The organism is Natronorubrum amylolyticum (assembly GCF_052040145.1).
Taxonomy (GTDB): Archaea; Halobacteriota; Halobacteria; order Halobacteriales; family Natrialbaceae; genus Natronorubrum.
The window spans coordinates 523,110-543,905 of the sequence record NZ_JBPPFW010000001.1; the positions used below are offsets into that span (position 1 = coordinate 523,110).

At 66.5% G+C, this 20,796-nt stretch carries 20 protein-coding genes; 5 read left to right on the forward strand and 15 right to left on the reverse strand.

Features of this window, described 5'->3' with window-relative positions:
* The first annotated feature begins 66 nt into the window (after positions 1-66).
* Both ACSFDB_RS02640 and ACSFDB_RS02645 read left to right on the forward strand, forming a co-directional pair.
* A complete protein-coding gene (locus ACSFDB_RS02640; RefSeq protein WP_440769490.1) occupies positions 67-1,239 on the forward strand; it encodes a hypothetical protein in 1,173 nt (390 codons plus the stop codon).
* A 64-nt stretch (positions 1,240-1,303) separates the two neighbouring features.
* Complete coding sequence (locus ACSFDB_RS02645; protein WP_440769491.1) at positions 1,304-1,531, forward strand: DUF8119 family protein; 228 nt, start codon at positions 1,304-1,306, stop codon at positions 1,529-1,531.
* Positions 1,532-1,592: 61 nt separating this feature from the next.
* On the opposite strand, the gene ACSFDB_RS02650 is transcribed toward ACSFDB_RS02645, so the two are convergent.
* The 3 genes from ACSFDB_RS02650 to ACSFDB_RS02660 all read right to left on the reverse strand — a co-directional run bounded on the left by ACSFDB_RS02650 (position 1,593) and on the right by ACSFDB_RS02660 (position 4,166).
* Complete coding sequence (locus ACSFDB_RS02650) at positions 1,593-2,462, reverse strand: class 1 fructose-bisphosphatase (RefSeq protein ID WP_440769492.1); 870 nt, start codon at positions 2,460-2,462, stop codon at positions 1,593-1,595.
* 1 nt (position 2,463) lies between these two features.
* Positions 2,464-3,258, reverse strand: coding sequence for a class I fructose-bisphosphate aldolase (locus ACSFDB_RS02655; RefSeq protein ID WP_440769493.1), 795 nt, complete (start codon positions 3,256-3,258; stop codon positions 2,464-2,466).
* A gap of 134 nt (positions 3,259-3,392) precedes the next feature.
* Entirely contained in the window at positions 3,393-4,166 is a 774-nt protein-coding gene (locus ACSFDB_RS02660; RefSeq protein WP_440769494.1) for a DUF7409 domain-containing protein, read from the reverse strand.
* A gap of 291 nt (positions 4,167-4,457) precedes the next feature.
* On the opposite strand from ACSFDB_RS02660, the gene ACSFDB_RS02665 reads away from it, so the two are divergent.
* Positions 4,458-5,768 (forward strand): hypothetical protein, encoded by a 1,311-nt coding sequence (locus tag ACSFDB_RS02665; protein WP_440769495.1) that lies wholly within the window; start codon positions 4,458-4,460, stop codon positions 5,766-5,768.
* Positions 5,769-5,838: 70 nt separating this feature from the next.
* Here ACSFDB_RS02665 and ACSFDB_RS02670 read toward each other — a convergent pair whose 3' ends face one another.
* From ACSFDB_RS02670 to ACSFDB_RS02710, 9 genes are all read right to left on the reverse strand, one after another.
* The gene (locus tag ACSFDB_RS02670) at positions 5,839-7,041 is read right to left on the reverse strand and encodes an XdhC family protein (protein WP_440769496.1); all 1,203 of its coding nucleotides are present in this window, start codon (positions 7,039-7,041) and stop codon (positions 5,839-5,841) included.
* The gene (locus ACSFDB_RS02675; RefSeq protein ID WP_440769497.1) at positions 7,038-8,036 is read right to left on the reverse strand and encodes a Rossmann-like domain-containing protein; all 999 of its coding nucleotides are present in this window, start codon (positions 8,034-8,036) and stop codon (positions 7,038-7,040) included. Before ACSFDB_RS02675 ends, ACSFDB_RS02670 begins: the two co-directional genes overlap by 4 nt.
* Positions 8,033-9,490 carry a VWA domain-containing protein gene (locus ACSFDB_RS02680; RefSeq protein WP_440769498.1) on the reverse strand — a complete coding sequence of 486 codons (1,458 nt, stop codon included), beginning with the start codon at positions 9,488-9,490 and terminating at the stop codon, positions 8,033-8,035. The genes ACSFDB_RS02675 and ACSFDB_RS02680 overlap by 4 nt, the downstream gene beginning before the upstream one ends.
* Positions 9,487-10,536, reverse strand: coding sequence for an AAA family ATPase (locus tag ACSFDB_RS02685; protein WP_440769499.1), 1,050 nt, complete (start codon positions 10,534-10,536; stop codon positions 9,487-9,489). Before ACSFDB_RS02685 ends, ACSFDB_RS02680 begins: the two co-directional genes overlap by 4 nt.
* The gene (locus ACSFDB_RS02690; protein ID WP_440769500.1) at positions 10,533-11,738 is read right to left on the reverse strand and encodes an XdhC family protein; all 1,206 of its coding nucleotides are present in this window, start codon (positions 11,736-11,738) and stop codon (positions 10,533-10,535) included. The genes ACSFDB_RS02685 and ACSFDB_RS02690 overlap by 4 nt, the downstream gene beginning before the upstream one ends.
* Before the next feature lie 136 nt (positions 11,739-11,874).
* Positions 11,875-14,358 (reverse strand): aerobic carbon-monoxide dehydrogenase large subunit, encoded by a 2,484-nt coding sequence (locus ACSFDB_RS02695; RefSeq protein ID WP_440769501.1) that lies wholly within the window; start codon positions 14,356-14,358, stop codon positions 11,875-11,877.
* Entirely contained in the window at positions 14,355-15,017 is a 663-nt protein-coding gene (locus ACSFDB_RS02700; RefSeq protein ID WP_440769502.1) for a (2Fe-2S)-binding protein, read from the reverse strand. Before ACSFDB_RS02700 ends, ACSFDB_RS02695 begins: the two co-directional genes overlap by 4 nt.
* On the reverse strand, positions 15,014-15,901 hold the full coding sequence (locus tag ACSFDB_RS02705; protein WP_440769503.1) for an FAD binding domain-containing protein: 888 nt from the start codon (positions 15,899-15,901) through the stop codon (positions 15,014-15,016). Before ACSFDB_RS02705 ends, ACSFDB_RS02700 begins: the two co-directional genes overlap by 4 nt.
* Positions 15,898-16,494, reverse strand: a complete 597-nt coding sequence (locus ACSFDB_RS02710) for an SRPBCC family protein (protein WP_440769504.1) — start codon at positions 16,492-16,494, stop codon at positions 15,898-15,900. The genes ACSFDB_RS02705 and ACSFDB_RS02710 overlap by 4 nt, the downstream gene beginning before the upstream one ends.
* 164 nt (positions 16,495-16,658) lie before the next feature.
* Between ACSFDB_RS02710 and ACSFDB_RS02715 the strand changes: the two genes are divergently transcribed.
* Together ACSFDB_RS02715 and ACSFDB_RS02720 are read left to right on the forward strand one after the other, a co-directional pair.
* A complete protein-coding gene (locus ACSFDB_RS02715) occupies positions 16,659-17,888 on the forward strand; it encodes a molybdopterin molybdotransferase MoeA (protein WP_440769505.1) in 1,230 nt (409 codons plus the stop codon).
* A gap of 13 nt (positions 17,889-17,901) precedes the next feature.
* Positions 17,902-18,624 (forward strand): nucleotidyltransferase family protein, encoded by a 723-nt coding sequence (locus ACSFDB_RS02720; protein WP_440769506.1) that lies wholly within the window; start codon positions 17,902-17,904, stop codon positions 18,622-18,624.
* A 58-nt stretch (positions 18,625-18,682) separates the two neighbouring features.
* Here the strand turns inward: ACSFDB_RS02720 and ACSFDB_RS02725 are convergent, their stop codons facing one another.
* The 3 genes from ACSFDB_RS02725 to ACSFDB_RS02735 all read right to left on the reverse strand — a co-directional run bounded on the left by ACSFDB_RS02725 (position 18,683) and on the right by ACSFDB_RS02735 (position 20,616).
* Positions 18,683-18,835 (reverse strand): AbrB/MazE/SpoVT family DNA-binding domain-containing protein, encoded by a 153-nt coding sequence (locus tag ACSFDB_RS02725; RefSeq protein WP_440769507.1) that lies wholly within the window; start codon positions 18,833-18,835, stop codon positions 18,683-18,685.
* Positions 18,836-18,898: 63 nt separating this feature from the next.
* Positions 18,899-19,192, reverse strand: coding sequence for a hypothetical protein (locus ACSFDB_RS02730; RefSeq protein ID WP_440769508.1), 294 nt, complete (start codon positions 19,190-19,192; stop codon positions 18,899-18,901).
* A gap of 377 nt (positions 19,193-19,569) precedes the next feature.
* The gene (locus tag ACSFDB_RS02735) at positions 19,570-20,616 is read right to left on the reverse strand and encodes a phytoene/squalene synthase family protein (protein WP_440769509.1); all 1,047 of its coding nucleotides are present in this window, start codon (positions 20,614-20,616) and stop codon (positions 19,570-19,572) included.
* Between the last annotated feature and the right edge of the window lie 180 nt (positions 20,617-20,796).

Here is a 20,796-nt window from a genome sequence, read left to right on the forward strand (position 1 = left end):
CGTGTACGTGAACATTAGCTTTGACGTCGTGAACTGAACGGACATTGCAGACACCAGAATCGCGGTATGGAAGGCACACACACTGAGCATCTCGTCCACCGGATCGCGACGATCCGTGATCGGATCGAGGCCGGCATGGACCGTCGCGAATTTCTTCGGACCCTCGTTACCGGCGGCTACGCACTCGGCGTCGCCGGGGCGCTCGGCGTCGACGATTTCCTCGCAGCCGACGACGGCGAGGTTCCCATCGTCACGGCACACGTTCGAGCCGATCCCGACGACCCGTGGTCGCTCGAGGAGCGAACGCGATACGTTCCCGCCGACTGGTACGCATCCGTCCAGAAAGCCCTCGAGTTGAACGAGTTGCTCGCACGAACGGCGTTGACCGGCTATCTCGGGAGCGCGGTCGTTCCCGGATCCTACGACAGCGGGACGGCCACCGTCTCCGTCGGTATCTCGAGCGATCCGAGCTCGCTCAGGGAATCGTTCGACGGGCTCTTGGACGGGATCTCGCTCGATATCGAGACGATCGGCGATATCGAAGACATCGAGCAGGGACCACAGAACATCGAGCCGCGAGTCGTCGACTCCGTCTCGAGCGACGACGTTCCGAGCGGCGTCGCCTGCGAGACGGCGGACAGCATCGCGACGCTCGGTCCCGTCATGTACGACCCCAGCAGCGAATCGGAGTTCTTCGTGACGGCCGAGCACGCGTTCGACGGCGGCGCCAATACGAACGGCGACTACCTCAGCCTCCCGGTCGACGGGAGCGACTCCGTCGAGCTGGGTCCGGTCTCACACGCCCATCCGGCGGAGGACGTCGCCGCGATCACGCCCGAAGGACGGGTTCGGCCCTCGAACGCGATCGACACGCCGTCGCCGTCGCGCGTTCGCGGCCAGCTCACCCGGCTCGGACTCGCGGACCTCATCGCCCGCGACGAACAACTCGAGAAGGTCGGCGCGGTGACCGGCCACACCACGGGCGCTATCCAGGGGATCGACGCGGTCACCTGCTTCACCGACAACTTCTGTCGGCACGGCCAGATCCGCTGGGGCGGCGAGATGGACCTGACCGACGGCGACAGCGGCTCGGTGAGCTACTACGCCGACCCCATGGGCGACGACGAGGACGTCCTCATCGCGGGCTTCAACAACGCTCGTACCTGGTGGCCAGGACAGAGCTACGTCTGGGGCGTCGGCGCCTACAGACTCACCGAGATGTACGGCTATCACTTCTAACTACCCCGAACTGGACTACACAGTCTCCACACCCACCTCCCTCCCAATCCATCTTCACCAACTCATGGCAACGGATACCCACACCGACTCCGATCGTTCCGACCAACCCGGGATCGTGAGATCCGTCGCCCGACTCGTCGGCGACCTGCTCATCGTCACCTGCTGGGTCGTGTTCCTGACGCTGGTGTTTCTCGGGACCGGGTGGTCCCAATGGGCGTTTTACCTGCTGTTGATACTCGGCGTCGGCCTGTACGTCACCGTCACGGCGACGTGGACGGGGTCCGGCAACTAGGAATCACGAGAGCCAAAACTCGGGCGAGCGAAGTCGATAAAAGCGGACCGCTGAATCTCGATTACGCGACTAGATCCTCGAGCCGATCGATCAGTTCCTCGTTGCCGACGTGAACCGGCGTTCGGTCGTGAAGATCGTCGGGATCGACGGCCAGCAGCGATCGCTCACCGTCCGACGAGCGACCGCCGGCGCGTTCGACGATGTAGCCGATGGGGTTGCCCTCGAACTGGAGGCGGAGTTTCCCCTCGGGACGGGAGTCGAGGCCGGGGTAGCCGAAGATCCCGCCGTAGGTGAGCACCTGGTTGACGTCGCCGATCATCGCGCCACCGTAGCGGAGTTTAAGCTCCTGTTCGATCTCGCGAGCGTACTCCCGAAAGTCGTCGGGCCAGTCGGGGACGCGCCCGCCGAAGCCGTAGACGACCGGCTCGTCGGGGAGCCGAACGTTCCGCTGAACGACGGTTCGTTCGCCGCCGGTCAGTTCATACTCCGTGACCGAGTCCTCGGTCGCAAGCACCATCGTCGTGATCGGGCCGTACAGGATGTAGCCGGCGGCGACGAGCGTCTCGCCTCGAGCGGGGAGCGCGGCGTCGTAGACGCCGAAAACCGTCCCCATCGCGTTGTTCGACTTGAGGTTCGAGGAGCCGTCCAGCGGATCGACGGCGACCGCGTAGACGCCCTCCATCGCCGGATCGCCGCCGCAGTCTTCGACCTCGGCTCGCTCCTCGCTCGCGTACTGTCCGACGCCGTCGATACCGGCGAGTCGGTCGCCGAGCAGTTCGTCCGCCCAGACGTCGGCTTCGACCTGCGTCTCGCCGCTGGGGTTCTCCTCGTCGACGGTGCCGCGACGCCCGATGAGCCCCTGTCTGATCTCGGTCGCCGAGCGGCTGATCGTCGCGATCACGCTCTCGACGACTGGATCGGACACCGTCATCCTACTCGGTCGCCTCGAGTGCGGCGTCGGCCGTCTCCTCCTCGTAGATGACTCGCTCGAGGGCGTCGAGGAGCTGGGTCGGGTCCTCGCGCTGCCAGACGTTGCGGCCGACGGCGAGACCCTTACAGCCCGCCTGGACGGCGGCCTCGACGGTCGAGAGGAACTCGTAGTCGGAGGTTTTCGAGCCGCCGCTCATAACGACCTTCATGTCGCCGGCGGCCTTGCAGGCGTGTTCCATCGCCTCGGGGCTGCCGGGGTACTTGACCTTCGCGATGTCGGCGCCGATCTCGAGGGCGATTCGGGTCGCATACGAGATCGTGCCGGGCTTGGTGTCGTTTTTCAGTCCCTGTCCGCGCGGATAGGACCACATGACCATCGGCAGGTCGTGCTCGCGGGCGCTCTCCTGGGCGTCGCGGAACTCCTCGTACATTTCGACCTCGTGGTTCGAGCCGCTGTAGACGGTAAAACCGACGGCGTCGGCGCCGAGTTCGGCGGCGTAGTCGACCGAGCAGTTGACCGGCGAGTCGGGTTCGCCCATCCAAAGGTTCGAGGTCCCGTTGAGCTTCAGCAGGAGGTTGACGTCGTCCTCGTAGCTGGGGTAGTAGCCCTCGGCGACCCCCTTCTGGACGGCCATCGCGGTGACGGCGTCGTGCGTCGCCGTCTCGAACACCGTCGACGGGTCGAGCTTTTCCGGCACGTCCTCGAAGTCGACTGGACCGTGCTCTAACCCGTGGTCCATCGCCAAAATCAGTGACTTGCCATCGCGGACGATCGGTGAATCGTCGATCGGAATCATCTGTAAGTGGGTCCAACAGGCCGCTATAAATCTCTGATGGTCCGGATTATCGAAATTACGTACAATCGTAGTTATCTCCGCCGAGATACGGTCGATTCTCCCTCATTTGTTGCAGTTTACCGAGCCACTCGTTGTCACTCGAGCAGTTCCCGCGCATTGTGTCGCCAGCTCCGAACGTGGATGACGTTCAGCTCGAGCACCCTGGCGACCTCGAACGCGCTGATCGTCGCCAGTCGCTCCGCCGATCGGACTCCGGCTTCGGCCAGCTGGTCGGCGTCGTCGGGACCGACGCCGGTCACCGCCGTCACGGGCGTCGGTTTCGGCCACGGCCGCTCCGACGGTCTCTCCCGGCCGACCGCCGCCACGGGAGACGTCTCGTACTCGAACGCCTGCCAGTCTTCGTCCGCACTGACGGCGATCCACTCCCGTTCGGCGGCGCCGAGTCCGCGAACCTCGTCCGACCGGCGGTCGAGGTCGCCGTCGCTCTCGAACGACCACGGGAGCGAGAACCGCCGTCGAAGCGTCCCCGCAGTCGTTTCGTCGAGTCCGGCATCCAGCAACATTCGATAAGAGTACTCCTTGTCCGGGATCGCGTCTGGGTCGATATCGGCCGCTTCCAGGGCCGTCCGTTCGTCGGGCTCGAGTCGCGACCGATCGTCGGTACCGGTCTCGAGTACCTGCCGTTCGTCAAACGCGAGTACGACACCGTCATCGCCGTCAGTTCCAGCGCTGGCAGCGATGACACCATCGTCATCGTCAGCAGTAGTGATACCGCCGTCGGCGTCAGCAGCGACAGCAGCGGGATCGACGTCGAGATCGACCGAAATACCGATTCCGAGATCGACAGTCTCCATGCGTTCGTTGTCGCTTCCCGTCTCCCGCTCCCTGACGACGTTGTTCTTGCTCACGCGACCCACCAGTTATCAGTAGCTCACACTGTCTTGCCTTGAAGGTTGTCCCCAGAGTGGAACTACAGAGCACCGTCCGGAGTACGGACCACCGGCCAGGGTAGCCGACTCGAGCCAGCACGCAGCCGTGACGATCCGGCCGCGACCTGATTGGCGGCTTCCTCTTTCACGCTCGATTTCGGCGGCTATCGATCCCGTGAGGTGGTGTCGCCGACTGATCTGTCACCCACAGCGACCAATCGTGTAGTTTCGGCAGAATCTATTTGTGAAAGACGTGCATACGTCGAAACAATGCGGCCCGCCCGACTCGCACTCGCCGTCCTCTGTTGTACCCTCCTCGCACTGGCCGGGGTCGCCGTCGTCGTCGGTGCACCCGCGCCGACGTCCCTCTGTGGCGTCTGTGGTCCCGGAGTCGTCGACGATTCCGAAATCGGCGGCGCGACCGGGGCCGGTACGCTCGACATCTACGTCGACGACACCGGGGACTCGCTCTGGAGCGCCCGCGTTCCCGTCACCGATTCGGCTGCCGATCGATACCGGACCAACGAAACTGCACTCGAGACCGCGGTCGACGACGCCTGGGTCTCGCCCCACGCGGCCAGCGGCGACGTTCGAGCCGTGGAGTCGATCATCGATGACGAGACCGTCGTCGTGAACTACACCGTCACCGACGTCGCGCGGTCGGGCGTTGGTGACGCCTGGCTCATCGATTACTTCGCCGACGTTCCGTCGAACACCCGCTACTCGGTGACCGCCGAGCGGGTGACGATCCACGCACCCGAGGGAACGGTCGTCACGAACGACCCAGCCCACGCCAGCGTCGAGGGGAATACCGCGACGTGGACCCGAAGCGACGAGTCCGCATCCGGCGGCGATTTCAACCGGCAGACGTACGTTACCTACGGCGAGAACAGCGTCCGCGCCACCGCGAGCGGCTACGCGACGATCGGTCTCGAACGCGGCCCGCCCGCGCTGGAACGCGGAGTTCTCGGCGGTCTCGTCCCCGGAACGCTGCTCCTGCTCGCGGGAGTTGCCGTCGGTCGCTACGACCCGGGCCGCGAAACGCTTACTCCGGCGACCCTCGAGCGGCTGTTCGTCGCGGTCGGAGCGATCGGTGCGATCGGATTCCTCGCCCTGAGCGTGGCGGCGACCGGTCGACCGCTCAGTCCCGGACTCGGCGCGCTGAGCGCACTCGGCATCGGGTACGCCTCGATCGGCATTGCGGCTCGTCGGAGCGATTTCCGACACAGCACTCGCGGATTAGCCGGCATTGGGGCGCTCGTGACTCTCGGGACCGGCGTGTTGCTGTGGCTCTTCGGCGGTTCGGTGGCCGTCGCCGTCCTCCCCTTCGCACTGGCTACCGCGTGCTTCTTGCCGCTTGGACACGCCTCAGCGACCCGCTCGAAGCCCCACGTTCCGCTTCTCTTCGCGATGCTCTCGGCGTTCGTACTGATCGCCGGAGCCGTCTTCCTGGCGTATCTTGCCACGCCGGTGGGATTCGGCGTGATCCTCTACTGGCTCGTGTTGGCGCTCTGGGCGGCCGCAATCGTCGTGTTCGGCTATCCGCTCGGGCTCATGGGCCGTCGGCTCGCCGAAAGATAAACACCGATCATCGCGCCGCCGAACGTCTCGAGGCAAAACGGATCAGTCCGCGAACGGTCGATGGCACCCACTACGTCGACGAGCGATCCGCTTCCGAATCGACGCTCACTCGGTCGTGAATGTGGCCCTCACGAGCGTTCAGATGCTGCGGCGTTCGATCGTTCGACACCGCCAGCACCTCCGCGACGATGCTGTGTGCGATCTGGTAGGGGGAGCCGCCGCCGAGATCGAGCCCGATCGGCGTGTACAGCGACGACAGCGCCGCGTCGTCGAACGTCGTCCCCTCGCTCTCGAACGCCTCGGTCATCTCCTCGAACCGTTTCTGGGGCCCCATCAACCCGACGTACGGGACGGGCGAGTCCAGCAATCGTTCGATCGTCAGCCGATCGTCGACGAAGTTGTGCGTCATGACGACCGCGTAGGTGCGGTCGTCGAGATCGATTGCGTCGTCGATCGACGCCGGCGACGTCGTCACCGTCTCGTCGGCGTCGGGGAACCGCTCCTCGAGATCGACGCTCCCGCGAAAACTGACCACCGTGACCCGAAAGTCGTTCTTCGCGGCCAGCTCCGTCACCGGCCCGACGTCGTGGCCGGAGCCGAAGACGACCAGCTCCGTCGGGGCCGCGAGCCCGTCGATGAATACCTCGAGTCGCTCCCCCTGAACCTCGAGTTCGACGGTATCGGCCCGGCCGCGCTCGGCAAGGTCGCTCGCGGGTTCTGCGAGGTCGTCGGGCCACGCCGTCGCCGGCTCGCCGTCCGGCGTCGAAAGGACTCCCTCCTCGGGGTGGTAGTACGCCCGATCGCCGCGAGCGAGGGACGCGTTTGCGTTTCCGTCGCCCGCTTTCTCCTCATCGCCTCCCCCCTCGAGCACCGTGAGAACGGCCACGCTTCGACCGTCGTCGAACGCTTCGACGGCCGGACGGTAGGCGTCGGTCAGCGGCTCGAGCAGGACGTCGATGATTCCGTTACAGCCGACGCCGAGCCCCCAGACGTCCTCGTCGTCCTCCATCAGGTCGTACGTCACCAGCTCCGGTCGGCCGCGGTCCCGTACCGATTCGGCCGCGACGAGGAGTTCGTCCTCGAGACAGCCGGCCGTGATACTCCCGACGCCCTCGCCCGCTTCGTCGAGCAGCATCTTCGCACCCGGCCGTCGGTAGGCGTTCCCCTCGACGTCGACGATCGTCGCGAGGACGTCCGTTCCGTCCCCGCCGAGCCGTTCGTGAATGCGCTGTACCACCTCAGTCTCCGGAACGCTCCAGTTGCTTCGTGTCATTGATTCGATCCCCTCGGGTCGTTCGTCTCGTTCCGCCCCTCGCCTCGATCCGTGCGTTCGTCCGCCGTCGTCGGTCCCCGTAACCCCCGGTCAAGGTCGGCGACGCCGTCGGCCATCGTGTACACTTTCCGTACGCCGGCGTCGTGCAAGTCAGTTCCGCACGCCCCACTCTGGACGGCCTCGCGAACCCGCTTCGGCGCGGCAACCTCGGCTCCCGCGACGACGTCGACGCCGGCCTCAAACATCGGCTCCGGAAGTCCCGACGCGGTCGCACCGATCAGGACGACCGTCGCGTCAGCCGGTGCGGCCTCGAGATAGCGCTCGAGACCGCCGTAGACGAACACGGAGCCGGTGACGAACACGACGTCCGCGTCGGTCATCGCCGCGCTCGCTTCGGCCGGCCGGAACGTCGTGACGCGCACGTCGTCGGGGGCCGACACGGGGCCGACGTCCCCGCGTTCGATCACCCGAACGTCGACATCCGAAAACTTCCGGAAGGCGGGTCTGAAGACGCCGACCGTCGCGATCACGTCCACGCTCGGATCCAGCAGCGCCATCGGATCGCCGGTCCGCCACTCGATCGAGGGGGCCGACAGTGCGTTGATGGCGGCGACGCCCAGCGCGATCCGAAGCGCGGCGTCTCCGTCCGCCGTCGCGTCGCTGCGAGCCGATTCACCCGCCTCGGTGACGTCACCGGCGCGATCTGATTCGCCCCCCGAATCGTCGAACTCCAGTGTCGCCCACTCCAAGAGCATCTCGAGGTCCACGTCGTCGGTCGACACCGGCTCCCCCGGCGGTCGGTGGGCGAGCCCGGCCGTCCGCGTTCCCTCGCCCGCAGCCGCGAGTTCGGGATCGGATCGATCCGCTGTGCGGACGCCGGCCAGTTCGACCAGCACCGCCGATTCACCGATCGTTACTCGTTCCACCGCGACGCCGTCCGTGATCTCGCGACTCCGAAGCCGGTCGACGATGGCCGGTCGAATGGGGTCGATCACTCACGATCACCCCCGCCGTCGGCGCTCTCGGCGGCGGATCGCCTGCGCCGAGGATCGTGTTCGAACCCGATCGGGCCGTCGATCCCGTAGCGCTCGAGTTGTCGCGCCGCCTCGTCGAGATCGGTCGGCGTCGCGAAGCCGAACAGCCCGTCCACGTAGGGGGAGGCGGTCTCCATCCCCCGCGAGCGCGGCTCGTACGCCGGCGACACCGCGAGCGGATTGAGCCAGACGATCGCGTCGGCCCGGCCCGCGAGCCAGGTGACGCTCTCCTCGAGGATCTCCTGGTCGCCGACGTCGAGCCCGTCACTGATGACGACGACGACGGTTCGCCGATCCACCGCGTAGGGGTGGCGCCGCCGGAGCGCGTCGAACGCGTCGCCGATCCGCGTCCCGCCGCCCCACTCGATTTCGGCGTCGCGCAGCGCCCCGGCGGGGTCGCCGTCCGCCCGCGCGAACTGCTCGGTCGCCTCGACGAGGTCGGTGTCGAACAGGAAGACGGACGACCGGCGCGCGGTGGCCTGCAGTCGGTCCGCGACCGCGAGGAGCGTATCGCGGTCGATCGTATCGAGGACAGAGCCGCTGACGTCGATCAGCAGACAGCAGTGGAGTTCGCTCGGCACTCGTTCGCGCGTCGGAAGGTCCACCGCGGTACCCCCGGTCCCCAGGCTGGCGCGGAGCGCTCGCCGGGCGTCGATCCGATCGCCGGTGGCAGCGAGGCGCGTTCGGCGGCCGGGGACCGTCGATAGCGCGTCGAGAAACCGATCCACTGCGGCGGTCTCGTCGGCGGTCAGCGGAGCCGGCGTCGCTTCGACGGGTTCGCGCCGCCCGACGGCGCTGTACAGCCGCGCATCGTCGCCGTCGTCGCCGTCGGACGCCGGCCGTTCGCCGGTTGCGTGCCTGCGTCCGGTTGCGAGACGAAGGTCGACGGTCTCGGGTCCGTCCTCAGATTCCGGCGGCGGCGGTTCCACCCCCGACGGCAGGTCCGCTCCCTCTAACGATGCCGCCTGCCGATCCGGCCCGTCGGTATCGTCGCCGTCTCGCGCAGGCGAGTCGTCGTGGGTCGAAATCCGGTCGATGCCGGTCCGCAAGCGGTGCCAGAACGTCGGAAACTCCGCGTCGAAAACGTCGATATCGTCGGATTCGGTAAGCAGGGACGCCCGGAGTGCGTCGGCGGCTGGATCGCGGTCGGCGAACCCGACCACGGCGAGCGCTCTCGCACCCTCGAGTGCCGCGCCCGCCGGGACGCTCGCCCCCTCGCGGCGGAGTCGACCGACGAAGCGAACGAGCTCCGTCAACACGTGTTTGCGGGCCGCCTCGAAGTCCGGGGCGGTGTGCCGGCTCGGTGCGCGGTCGAGACCGCCGCCGTCGGTCTCAGTTTCAGACTCGGAATCGGCCTCGGTCTCGAGCCCCTCGAATTTCCCCTCGGTCTCGGACGGGTTCCGACGCGGCGTCATGGGTCGGGCGCGTCGGTTCGCTCGCGGGCCGCGGCTGCGGCGTCGCGAAGTCGTTCCAGAAGCGACGCGTCGACACGTTCGACGTCCTCGACTTCCTTGAGCAGGCAGCCGATCGTCCGTTCGATCTCGTCCGCCGAGAGCGACCCGCTGTGGCCCTCGGCTCGCAACGCGGCGACCGCTCGAGCCCAGTCGAGCGTCTCGGCGACGCCGGGACGTTTGAGGAACGACTCCTCCCGCAGTCGCTCGACGACGGCACAGACTTCGGCCGCGATCGCGGCGTCGAGCTCCGGCACCTTTCGGGAAACGATTTCGTACTCCGTCTCGAACGACGGCGGCTCGACGTGCAGGTAGAGACACCGGCGTTTGAGCGCGTCGCTCAGCCCGCGGGTTCGGTTCGACGTGAGGACGACGATCGGCGGATTCTCCGCGCTGACCGTTCCCAGCTCCGGAATCGACACCTGATAATCCGAGAGCAGTTCGAGCAGGAAGGCCTCGAACGCCTCGTCGGCGCGGTCGATTTCGTCGATCAACAGGACCGGCGACCGATCCTCCCCCGCGGTGAGCGCGCGCAGGAGGGGACGCTCGAGGAGGAACTCGTCGTCGAACACGGAGCGCGGTCGGTCGGCGTCCGATCCGGAGCCGTCCGTCGAGTCCGGCGCGTTCGGAGTATTCGGCGCATCCGGAGCGCCCGAAACGGTCGCTCCGCCTTCGGCCGCCCTCGTAGTGCCGACGCGTCCCTCGTTCGACTGGACCGCGAGCAGCTGTTTCGTGTAGTTCCACTCGTAGAGCGCGTTCTCGGCGGTCAAGCCCTCGTAACACTGGAGCCGGATCAGCTCCGTTTCGAACCCCTCGGCGAGGACTTTCCCTAGTTCGGTCTTTCCGCTGCCGGGCGGTCCCTCGACGAGGAGCGGCCGCCCCAGCTGTAGTGCGAGGTAGACCGTCGTGACGAGGCGGTCGTCGGCGACGTAGTTCAGCTCCTCGAACCGCTCGCGGAGCGCGGACTCCGAGATCGTATCGAACGCGAGGGCCGGCGTCTCGTCGGTCATGGTGACATCAGTTCCCCGTCTTCGACCGTCTCGAGATAGTCGCCGGGATCGGCCCGGAAGCTATCGGCGCAGCCGTGACAGCAGAAGTGGTAGGTCGTCCCCTCGTGCGTGACGCTCGGCGAATCGTCGGGATCGACCGTCATGCCGCAGACGGGGTCGACGGCCGGCTCGTCGGTCACGTCGTTCGAGTCGTTCACGCTGTTCGAGTCGGTCGCATCGCTCGTCGCTGTTTCGGTCTCGCTGGCGCCACCGCCGCAGCAAGTGCCACCCCCGCCATCGCCGGCGTCGGTCGCCGTCGACGCGTCCTCGTGACTCTTGCTCCGACGCGAGGACGCCGGCACCGCTCCCGTGTTAGCCCGCACGTCGATCAGTTCGGCGAGCACGCTCGCCGCGATCTCCGCACCCGTTTTAGCCGAGATATCGACGCCCGCGGGGTTCGTGATCGCGTTCCGGACCGATTCGGGATCCCGATCGAGGAGTCCCGCGGCTCGCTCGACGACCGTCTCCGCCCGCGCGTCGCTCGCTACGAGCCCGATGTACGGCGCGTCCGCGAGGACGCCGGCAGCGACGGCACGAGCGTCGTACTCGCCCATCGAGGCCGCGACGACGAGCGGGGCGGGAGCGACGGCTTCGGCGATCGACTCGGGCTCGAGCGTCGAGAGCACCGTAACGCCGTCCGGAACGGTCGCTGCGTTCCCCTCGGGATCGACGGCGGTGACGTCGATTGCGAGTTCGCTCGCCAATCTGACGAGCGAGTTCGCGACGGGCGAGCCGCCCACGACGAGCAGCGTTGTCGTCGGAACCACCGGCTCGATGAACACCTCGAGGGTGCCCTCGCTCTGACACGTCATCGGAAACGCCTCGAGTCCGGGGCGATCGATCGCGGCGGGCTCCGGGGCGAGACCGATCAGCCGCGGCTCTCCCTCGTCGATGGCCGCGCGGGCCTCGCTTTCGACCCGCGACTGGGCGCAGGCCGCCCCGCCGACCCAGCCGACGAGATCGCCGTCGGTCGTGACGAGCGCACGGTCGCCGACGTTGGCCGACACCGGCGCTTCGCGGCGGACGACGGTGGCCCGTGCGTAGGGCGTCCCGCGCTCGGCGAGCGCTCGCTCTTGCTGTGCAAGTTCGCCGTCGCTCACGGCGTCGTCTCGGTCGGTGGCCGACTCGGCGTTCGTGGTCTCGTGTGGTGTGTCTTCGGTCATTTCGTGGTGTCGACGCCTCGTTCTCCGGCGTCACGAGGGATGGATGCAGGCGACTGTCGTCGTGGGACCGCTCGAATCCATCGGTGGCCGCGACGAGCGCTCGAGTGCCGGGACGTGATTCCGCTCATCGTGGCTGTCAGTCGTCCGCCGCTTCGTCGCTCGACTGGACGTCGAACTCGAGGGCGACGTTGTCGGCCGGGTCCATCGAGAGTCCGGCCTCCTCGAGTTTCTCCCAGACGACGTCGGGCGTCATCGGCATCTCGACGTGGCTGATTCCGCCGTGGGCCATCGCGTCGACGACGGCGTTGACGATGGCCGGCGGCGAGCCGACCGTCGGCGACTCGCCGACGCCTTTCGCCCCGATCGGATGGTGGGGCGACGGCGTGACGGTGTGGCCGGTCTCGAACTCCGGAATCTCCATCGACGTGGGGAGCAGGTAGTTCATGAAGTCGCCGCCGGTGACGTTGCCGTTGTCGTCGAAGGTGACGTGCTCCATCATCGCCGTCCCGATCCCCTGGGCGAGTCCGCCGTGGATCTGGCCCTCGATGATCATCGGGTTGATCCGGTTGCCGCAGTCGTCGACGGCGACGAACTTCTCGAACTGGACCTCGCCCGTCTCGCGATCGATCTCGACGATCACGATGTAGGAGCCAAAGGGATACGTCATCTCCGGCGGATCGTAGTAGTTGACCGCCTCGAGTCCGGGATCCTCGCCGGCCGGTTTGTTCATGTACGCGCCGGCGGCGATCTCGGTGATCGAGATCGATCGGTCCGGCGCGCCGGCGACGTGGAACTCGCCGCTCTCGCGATCCCACGTGATGTCCGCCTCGGCGGCCTCGAGTTCGTTGGCTGCGATGGCTTTCGCCTTCTCGCGAACCTTACGCGAGGCGACGGCCGCGGCCGCGCCCGCGACGGGCGTACTCCGCGAGCCGTAGGTTCCCAGGCCGTAGGGATCGGTGTCGGTGTCTCCGTGTTCGACGGTGATGTCGTCGACGTTCATGCCGAGTTCCTCGGCGACGATCTGGGCGAACGTGGTCTCGTGACCCTGGCCCTGCGTCTGGACGCCGACCCGAACCGTCGCGTTGCCGGTCGGGTGGACCCGGATCTCGGCGGAGTCGAACATCTCGACGCCCGCGATGTCGCAGGTCTTTCCGGGACCCGCGCCGACGACTTCGGTAAACGAGGAGATGCCGATCCCGAGCAGTTTGTCGGCGTCCTCCTCGATGCGCCGTTGCTGTTCCTCGCGGTAGTCGTCGTAGTCGGCCATCTCGAGGGCGAGGTCCAGGGCCTTCTCGTAGTCGCCCGAGTCGTAGTTCCACCCCGTCGGACTCTCGTAGGGGAACTGGTCGGGCTGGATGAAGTTCTTCCGCCGGATCTCCGCGGGGTCCATCTCGAGTTCGTCGGCCAGCACCTTCACCATCCGTTCGATGAGGTAGACGGCCTCCGTCACGCGGAACGAACACCGGTAGGCGACGCCGCCCGGCGCGGTGTTGGTGTAGGCCGCCGTCAGGGTGCCGTAGGCCGTGTCGACGTCGTACGATCCCGTGAAGATGTTGAAGAACCCGGCGGGGAACTTCGACGGCTGGGCCACGGCGTTGTACGCGCCGTGATCCGCGAGCACGTCGGTCCTGACCGCCAGGATCTCGCCGTCTTCGGTCGCGGCGAGTTCGCCCGTCATGTCGTAGTCGCGGGCGAACCCGGTCGACTGGATGTTCTCCGAGCGCTCCTCGACCCACTTTACTGGCTGCTCCAGAACGTACGACGCCGCGGCGGCGACGACGTAGCCGGGGTAGATCGGCACCTTGTTGCCGAACCCGCCACCCACGTCGGGGCTCACGATTCGAACCTTGTGTTCGGGGATTCCCGAGACCTGCGAGAACAGCGTTCGGTGGATGTGAGGCGCCTGCGAGGTCATGTGGACCGTCAGCTTGTCCTTGCCCGGATCGAAGTCACCGACGGCCCCGCAGGTCTCGATCGGCGCGGGGTGGAGTCGCTGGTAGAGCATCTGCTCTTTGACCGTGACCGGTGCCTCGTCGAACACCTCCGCGGTGGCCTCCTCGTCGCCGGTCTCCCAGTCCAGACAGTGGTTGTCCTCCTGGCCCTCGATGTCGTCCCTGATCAGGGGCGCGTCGTCCTCGAGCGCCTTCTCGGCGTCGACGACCGGATCGAGCACGTCGTAGTCGACGACCACCTTCTCCGCGCCGTCTTTCGCGGTGTACCGGTCGGTCGCGATGACCGCGGCGACCTCCTGGGACTGGAACTTCACTTTGTCGTTGACTAGGACGTCCTGCGTGTCGTCCATCAACGTCGGCATCGTCGCGAGGTCGTACTCGAGTAAGTCCTCCGCCGTCAGGACGGCGACGACGCCGTCGACGTCCAGCGCGCGCGATTTGTCGATGTTCTCGATCCGGGCGTGGGCGTGGGGACTGCGAACGATCTCGCAGTGGAGCATCCCCGGTTTCTTGATGTCGTCGACGTAGTTGCCGCGACCGGTGATGAAGCGCTGGTCCTCCTTCCGTTTGACCTCCTCGCCCATCCCGCCGCGGCCGTGGCCGCAGTGTTTCTCGGGCTGCGGACCGCCGTCCTCCGCTTCCGCGAACCGCTCGGAGTCGCTACTCATCGCGAATCACCGCCTGACTCGCCACTGTGCTCGCGGTCCGTCGTCGGCCCGCCACAGCAGTTCTCCGCGCCGCAATCGAACTCGCCGTCCGAGACGTCGTAGTCGACCGAGGCGGACGCGTCCATCGACCCGTCGTCGACGCTCACGCCGCCGTCGGCGGCTGCGATCTCCCCCTCCTCGAGTTCCTCGGCGGCGTACTCGATCGAGCGAACGATGTTCTGGTAGCCGGTACACCGACAGAGGTTGCCGCTGATCGCCTCCCGGATCTCGTCTTCGCTCGGGTTCGGATTCTCGTCGAGCAAGGCCTTCCCGGACATGAGCATCCCCGGCGTGCAGTAGCCACACTGCAGGCCGTGTTCCTCGCGAAAGCCCTCCTGTAGCGGGTGTAACTCGCCGCGGGCCTCCGGGAGTTCCTCCATGCCCTCGACGGTCGCGAGTTCGCTCCCAGCGGCCTGCGTCGCGAACATGAGACAGGACTTGATCGGCTCGCCGTCCTTGAGGACGGTACAGGCCCCGCAGTTTCCGGTGTCGCAGCCGATGTGCGTGCCGGTCAGGTCCAGCTCCTCCCTGATCGCGTGGACGAGCAGCTGCCGCGGTTCGACGTCGATCGTGTGTTCGGTTCCGTTGACCGTCAGCGTAATCTCTCGTGTGTCTGTCACTGTGATACCCTCCGTTTGACGACCCCGGCGCGTTCGGCTGCGTCGCCGAGCGCGCGCTGGGTGAGGACGTTCACCATTCGTTCCTTGTAGCCGGCGTCGCCGTGTTCGTCCGACTCGGGATTCGACTGCTCGGCCGCCAGTTCGCCGGCCCGTTTGAACAGGTCGCTGTCGGGACGTTCGCCCTCGAGGTGGTCTTCGGCGTCGGTCGCGCGGACGTTCGTGATGTCGACCGCGGTGAGACCGATCCCCGCCCGCTCGATCCGGCCGTCCTCGTCGAAGACGAGTCGCGCGGCCGAGCCGACCATCGCGTAGTCGCCGACCTTCCGCTTTAATTTGTGGTAGGCGCTCCCCTCGCGCGGCTCCGGCGTCGGCACGCGAATCTCGGTGACGAGTTCGTTCTCGTCGAGGGTCGTGTCGTACGGCAGCAGGAAGAAGTCCTTCGCCGGGATGACCCGCTCGCCGTCCGGCCCGTGGGCGACGACCTCACCCTCGTGGGCGAGCAGGACGCTGCCCCAGTCGCCCTTCGGATCCGCCTGGGCGACGCCGCCGACGACCGTTCCGCGATTGCGGATCTGCGGATCCGCGACCAGCGGCGCTGCGTCGGCGAAGCTGCCGTAGTGCTCGTCGATCAGGTCGGAGTGCTCGACGTCGGCGTGGCGCGCGAGCGCGCCGATCGTGAGCCAGCCGTCTTCCTCCTCGAGGTAGTCGAGGCTGTCGATGCGGTTGATATCGATGACCGTCTCCGGGACCGCGAGTCGGAATCGGAGCATCGGGACCATGCTCTGTCCGCCCGAGAGGATCGCTCGATCGTCCAGACTCTCGAGCAAGCTTACGGCCTCCTCGACGGTCTGGGGCTCGTGCTGTTCGAACTGCGCCGGCTTCATAACATCCCGCGGATCCGGTCTGTGATACCCGAATCCGTCTCCTCGTCGACGTCGCTCATCTGCTGTTCGATATCGCTGAAGAAGTTGCCGACGATCTTGTTGGCGACGGGCTTGATCACGCGCGAGCCGAGTTGCGCGATCCGGCCCGAGATGTCGGCCTCGGTCCACCACTCGATTCGCGAGCCCTCGCCGCCCTCGAGCGGGTAGATCTGCATTCCCGAGTCCATGCTGAAGCTGCTCCCGCTCGCGGTTCCGCTCCCGGTGGCGGTCATGATGAAGTCCTCTTCGTCGCGCTCCGTGATCGTCACGGAGGTCTCGAAGCGCGGCTTGACGCTGCCGACGCCGACCTGCATCAACGCGGCGTACTCCCGGCCCTCGACGAACGCGCGTTCGGCGACGTCCTCCGGATCGGCCTCGGGCAGCGTCTCGAGGTCCTCGTCGGGCTCGTAGTCATCGAAGCTGAAGTCGTCGTCCATCGGGGTGATGTACTTACAGCCCTTCAGGGAGTTCCGGACTGCGACCGGGTCCGAGAGGACGATCCACGCCTTCTCGGGGGGAACGTCCTCGAGTACGAATTCGCCGTCGAACTCCATCAGGACCACCCGCCCCGCAGTCGTGTCTGTGATTCTCTACCACCCATCATCTTTTATAACCCTGCACTATGTGCATACTATTTACCACAGTATATGGTATACCGTACCACTCCAATAAACGTTAGTGTTAGTCTCGGATCAGACCGATCCGGAAAGTTACGAGTATGAGGGGGGAGATATCGCACGACGGCGACGATTTAATCGACCTCGACGACGCGGTCGACCGAATGCGGACGCTCCGTTCGACGTGGCTGGCCGACCGGCCGACCGAGCGCGTGTCGCTCGAGCGATCCGCCGGACGGGTGCTCGCGGAGCCGATTCGCGCGCCGGTGGACGTTCCCGCGCGGAGTCACGCAACGATGGACGGCTTCGCGTTCGACGCGACCGACGACTATCCGCTCGAGGTGGTCGACCGGTCGGTGTTTCCGGAGGACGACCCAGAGCCACTCGCCGACGGCACGGCGGTTCGAATCGCAACCGGGTCACCGCTTCCGCCGTCGGCCAACGCGGTACTGAAACGGGAGGAGGCGACCGTCGACGACGGCTGGCTTTCGGGACCGACGCTCGAGCCGGGTACCTACGTCTACGAGCGCGGGAGCAACGTCGCGGAGGGGGAGCAACTGTTCGAGGCGGGCGAACGGCTCGGGCCGAAGGATGCGCTGTTGCTCGGGGACCTCGAAATCGACGAGGTGACGGTTTTCGAGCGGCTCTCCGTCGGATTGCTCGCGACCGGAACGGAGATCCACGAGGGCCGCCACCGGGACCTCGACTCGCCGATGCTGGCCGGACTCGTCCGTTCGTGGGGCCACGAGCCGACCTACGAGGGCTCGGTACCCGACGAGAGCGATCGGGTCGAGTCGCGAATCGACGAACTGGCTCGCGAGCACGACGTCGTGCTCACGACCGGCGGCACCAGCGTCGGAAAGAAGGACTACGTCGTTCGCTCGCTCGCCGCCCTTGGCGACGTGCTTTTTCACCGCGTTCGGCTCCGCCCGGGCAAACCGATCGCCGTCGCGCGCCTCCCCGACCACGACGCGGTGGCGATCGCCATTCCGGGGAAACCCGTCGGCGCGCACCTGGTGACGGCGCTCGTCGCTCGACCCTTTTTTACCGGCGACGACGCACTACCGACGGTGTCCGCGCGGCTGGCTCGAGCCGTCGACATCGCGACGCCCGGTTTCACGTACGCCATTCCGGTCACGCTCGAGGACGGGGTCGCGATGCCGCTCGGCCACGTCGACTCGGCGCTTCCGATCTACGACGAGACGTTCGATCCGAGCGTCCTCTCCTCGAGTACGCGCGCGAGTCGGGCCGACGGAATCGTCCTGACAGAGGTGGGTCTCGACGCTGACGAACGGGTCGCGGTCGTTCCCCACACCGTCCTCGAGCGATGAGTGAGGTGAAGCGATGACGAAGATGACCGAGAACACACCCGACGCGGAGCGGGAGTCGCCACTGTCAGAGAATCTTCCGGTGGTCGACGTGGAGCAGCGCTCGGAGGTATCGAGTCAGAAACCCGAGCGCGAGGACCCCGACGGTCGTTCCCGCGACAAACCGGCGGTCGCCGGAGTGCTCCTCGCTGCCGGAACGAGCAGTCGGTTCGGAAGCGAGAACAAGCTTCTGGCGACGATCGAGGGCGAGGCTATCGTCCGTCGCGCCGCGCGAACGCTCCTCGAGAGCGACGTCGACCCGGTCGTCGCGGTCCTCGGCCACGAGACCGATCGGGTTCGGGCCGCACTCGAGGGACTCCCGATCGAAACCGTCGTCAACGAGGCGTACGACACCGGGCAGGCCTCGTCGCTGCGGACGGGGATTCGAGCGATCCGAGACCGCGAGGAAGAGTGTGAGGCGGCGGTCGTCGGGCTCGGCGACATGCCGTTCGTCGCGCCGGCGACCGTGAACGCCCTGCTGACGGCCTACGCCGAAAACGCCGGCGACGCGATCGCACCGGCGTTCGAGGGCGTCCGCGGCAATCCGGTGCTGTTCGACGAGCAGTTCTTCGACGCGCTCGGGGACGTCGACGGCGATGTCGGCGGACGCGAGATCCTGCTCGAGAGCGACGCGAGCGTGCTCGTGGCCGTCGACGATCCCGGTGTGCGCCGTGATATCGATCGTCCCGACGAACTGTAGACGCAGCCGTGCCGGGCCAACCGATCGCTCCCCACAGCACCTCGATCGCTTGACAGCGCTACTCGGACTCGAGTTTTTTCACGACGATCTGACCGTCCTCGACGTGCCACTCGACTCGGTCTCCGGCGCCGACGTCCAGAAAGTTGCGGACCGGTTTCGGCACCGTCGTCAGGTTCTTCTCGGAAATTTTCGTATCCGTAAGGGTTCCCATCGGCGTAGGGTAGCGCCGTAGTCGATACATAGTTTACGCTATACCCACGGACGGAGGGACGGATTAGCCGCTCGAGCGCCACCGATGAGCACCGCCGTCGGAGGCCTTCGAGAAGTCGAGGTCGTACCGGTCGGATTCGATGAGGACTTTTCCGGGCACGTACCGGTCTTCGGCCCCGTCGACCGGCTCGAGGAGGTTTCGGTCCGCCATCGTCTCCAGCACGTCTCGAACCGTTCCCTCGCGGCCGGGAATCAGATTCGCTTCTTCCATCACGCCGTCGACATCGACCTGCCCCCGGAGGAACGCCAGCCGGATCGCCGACACCCACGCCGGTTCGCGCTTCGTTTCCCGACACATGAAGGGATAGTTGTGAGGGATGCTGTTATAGTTTCTGACGGGACTGTGCAAGCGATTGGTCGGTGACGACCCGAGCCACGCCCGCGATTTGGCGACCTCCACGCGCACGACTCGTCCGAACGCGACACGCACTTCGCACTCGCCCGCTCGATGTCGTCACCGAGTCCGACGAGTCCGTCACGGTCGAACTGACCCTCACCGAGGAGGCTGCTCATCGCGAGGGGAACCGAACGGTACGGTTGGGGCCTGCCGGCGGACTCGGGAGCCGCGTGGAACCGTCCGACGGGTGTTGAATCAGTCGTTACCGTACCGTCTCGAGCGAGTATCCGCGAAGAATAATCGACGGACCGTTCTCGTCGGGCCAGCGAGAGAACGAGCTACTGGTGGAGCGGTTTCTCGGCCATCTCCTGGCGGAGTTCGGCCAGCGCGGCTCGGGAGACGTTCCCCTCGAACGTCTGGAGGAGCGCGTACACCTCCGCTCGAGAGACCTTGACGTCGCCATCGCGGACGACGTCCTCCGGGCGCTCGCGGAGTTCGCGCATCGTGCCGACGGCGAGCAGGTAGGGAATTGCCCACGCCGACAGCCGGTTGCCGTGGGTTTCGGGGACGACCTCGAGGTAGCGGTGAGCGTCGTCGAGGTAGGTTTCGGCCCGACCGGTGACGCGCTTGATGACGTTCGTGACGCCGCGCTGGTTGGACTCGTCGGTCACCGCCTCGAGGTCGACGTTTTCCTCCTCGAGCCACTCGGCGGGGAGGTAGACGTTGTTCTCCTCGTGGTAGTCCGACTCGACGTCCTTGGCGATGTTGACCAACTGCAGGAGGAGCGCGAACGAACGGGCGTTGTTCCGCATCTCCTCGGCGCGGTCGGGCGACGCCCCACGGGCGACCAGTCCGGTGATGAGCGTGCCGACGGTGCCGGCGGCGTACCAGCAGTACTCCTCGAGTTCCTCGAGCGTCTGCAGGCGGAGTCCGCCCTCGTCGGCGTACCGGCTCGTGAACATCGCCATCCCGTCGACGAGTTCGCGGACGGGTTCGCGCATGATCTCGCGAGGTTCTTCGTCGAGGGATTCGAACGTTCGTAAGATACGCGGCGTCTCGGCGACGACCTCCCAGTCGTCGGTTCGGTCCTCCGGAATCCAGGGCTCGACCTCGTTCATAAACGCCGAGACGGTCTGGTCGGCGTCCGGATCGAGCAACTCGTCGTACGCCGTCAGCAGGTTGCTCTGGGCGTCCGGGGGAATGTGACCTGCGTCTTCGATCGTATCCGCGACGCGACAGAGGAGGTAGCCGAGACAGATATGCTTCGCCATCGGCTCCTCGAGCCGATCAATAGTGATCGAAAAAGTCCGCGAAACGTCGTGAACCGCGTCGTAACACCACTCCAGGTCGGCGTCAGTCGGCGGTTCGGGCTGGCCCGTGGTCATCTACTCTGTGAGAGTTTGTTCCCACCCCGGAAAAACACCGCGGTCTCGGCGGAATGTTCCGTTCGATACTCGTAGCACCGATCCTGTGTGCCCGATCGACGTCCGTGCTGGCGATCTGCATCGCCGTCAGCCGAAACCGTCAGCAATTACGATCGGATACCTGTCCGGTCCGGTGAACGT

What these genes read in the sequence shown, in the direction of transcription:
- ACSFDB_RS02640 (WP_440769490.1), top strand. Translation starts at nt 67, where the DNA reads ATGGAAGGCACACACACTGAGCATCTCGTCCACCGGATCGCGACGATC.
- ACSFDB_RS02645 (WP_440769491.1), top strand. Translation starts at nt 1,304, where the DNA reads ATGGCAACGGATACCCACACCGACTCCGATCGTTCCGACCAACCCGGG.
- ACSFDB_RS02650 (WP_440769492.1), bottom strand. Translation starts at nt 2,462, where the DNA reads ATGACGGTGTCCGATCCAGTCGTCGAGAGCGTGATCGCGACGATCAGC.
- ACSFDB_RS02655 (WP_440769493.1), bottom strand. Translation starts at nt 3,258, where the DNA reads ATGATTCCGATCGACGATTCACCGATCGTCCGCGATGGCAAGTCACTG.
- ACSFDB_RS02665 (WP_440769495.1), top strand. Translation starts at nt 4,458, where the DNA reads ATGCGGCCCGCCCGACTCGCACTCGCCGTCCTCTGTTGTACCCTCCTC.
- ACSFDB_RS02670 (WP_440769496.1), bottom strand. Translation starts at nt 7,041, where the DNA reads ATGACACGAAGCAACTGGAGCGTTCCGGAGACTGAGGTGGTACAGCGC.
- ACSFDB_RS02680 (WP_440769498.1), bottom strand. Translation starts at nt 9,490, where the DNA reads ATGACGCCGCGTCGGAACCCGTCCGAGACCGAGGGGAAATTCGAGGGG.
- ACSFDB_RS02685 (WP_440769499.1), bottom strand. Translation starts at nt 10,536, where the DNA reads ATGACCGACGAGACGCCGGCCCTCGCGTTCGATACGATCTCGGAGTCC.
- ACSFDB_RS02690 (WP_440769500.1), bottom strand. Translation starts at nt 11,738, where the DNA reads ATGACCGAAGACACACCACACGAGACCACGAACGCCGAGTCGGCCACC.
- ACSFDB_RS02695 (WP_440769501.1), bottom strand. Translation starts at nt 14,358, where the DNA reads ATGAGTAGCGACTCCGAGCGGTTCGCGGAAGCGGAGGACGGCGGTCCG.
- ACSFDB_RS02705 (WP_440769503.1), bottom strand. Translation starts at nt 15,901, where the DNA reads ATGAAGCCGGCGCAGTTCGAACAGCACGAGCCCCAGACCGTCGAGGAG.
- ACSFDB_RS02710 (WP_440769504.1), bottom strand. Translation starts at nt 16,494, where the DNA reads ATGGAGTTCGACGGCGAATTCGTACTCGAGGACGTTCCCCCCGAGAAG.
- ACSFDB_RS02715 (WP_440769505.1), top strand. Translation starts at nt 16,659, where the DNA reads ATGAGGGGGGAGATATCGCACGACGGCGACGATTTAATCGACCTCGAC.
- ACSFDB_RS02720 (WP_440769506.1), top strand. Translation starts at nt 17,902, where the DNA reads ATGACGAAGATGACCGAGAACACACCCGACGCGGAGCGGGAGTCGCCA.
- ACSFDB_RS02725 (WP_440769507.1), bottom strand. Translation starts at nt 18,835, where the DNA reads ATGGGAACCCTTACGGATACGAAAATTTCCGAGAAGAACCTGACGACG.
- ACSFDB_RS02730 (WP_440769508.1), bottom strand. Translation starts at nt 19,192, where the DNA reads ATGTGTCGGGAAACGAAGCGCGAACCGGCGTGGGTGTCGGCGATCCGG.
- ACSFDB_RS02735 (WP_440769509.1), bottom strand. Translation starts at nt 20,616, where the DNA reads ATGACCACGGGCCAGCCCGAACCGCCGACTGACGCCGACCTGGAGTGG.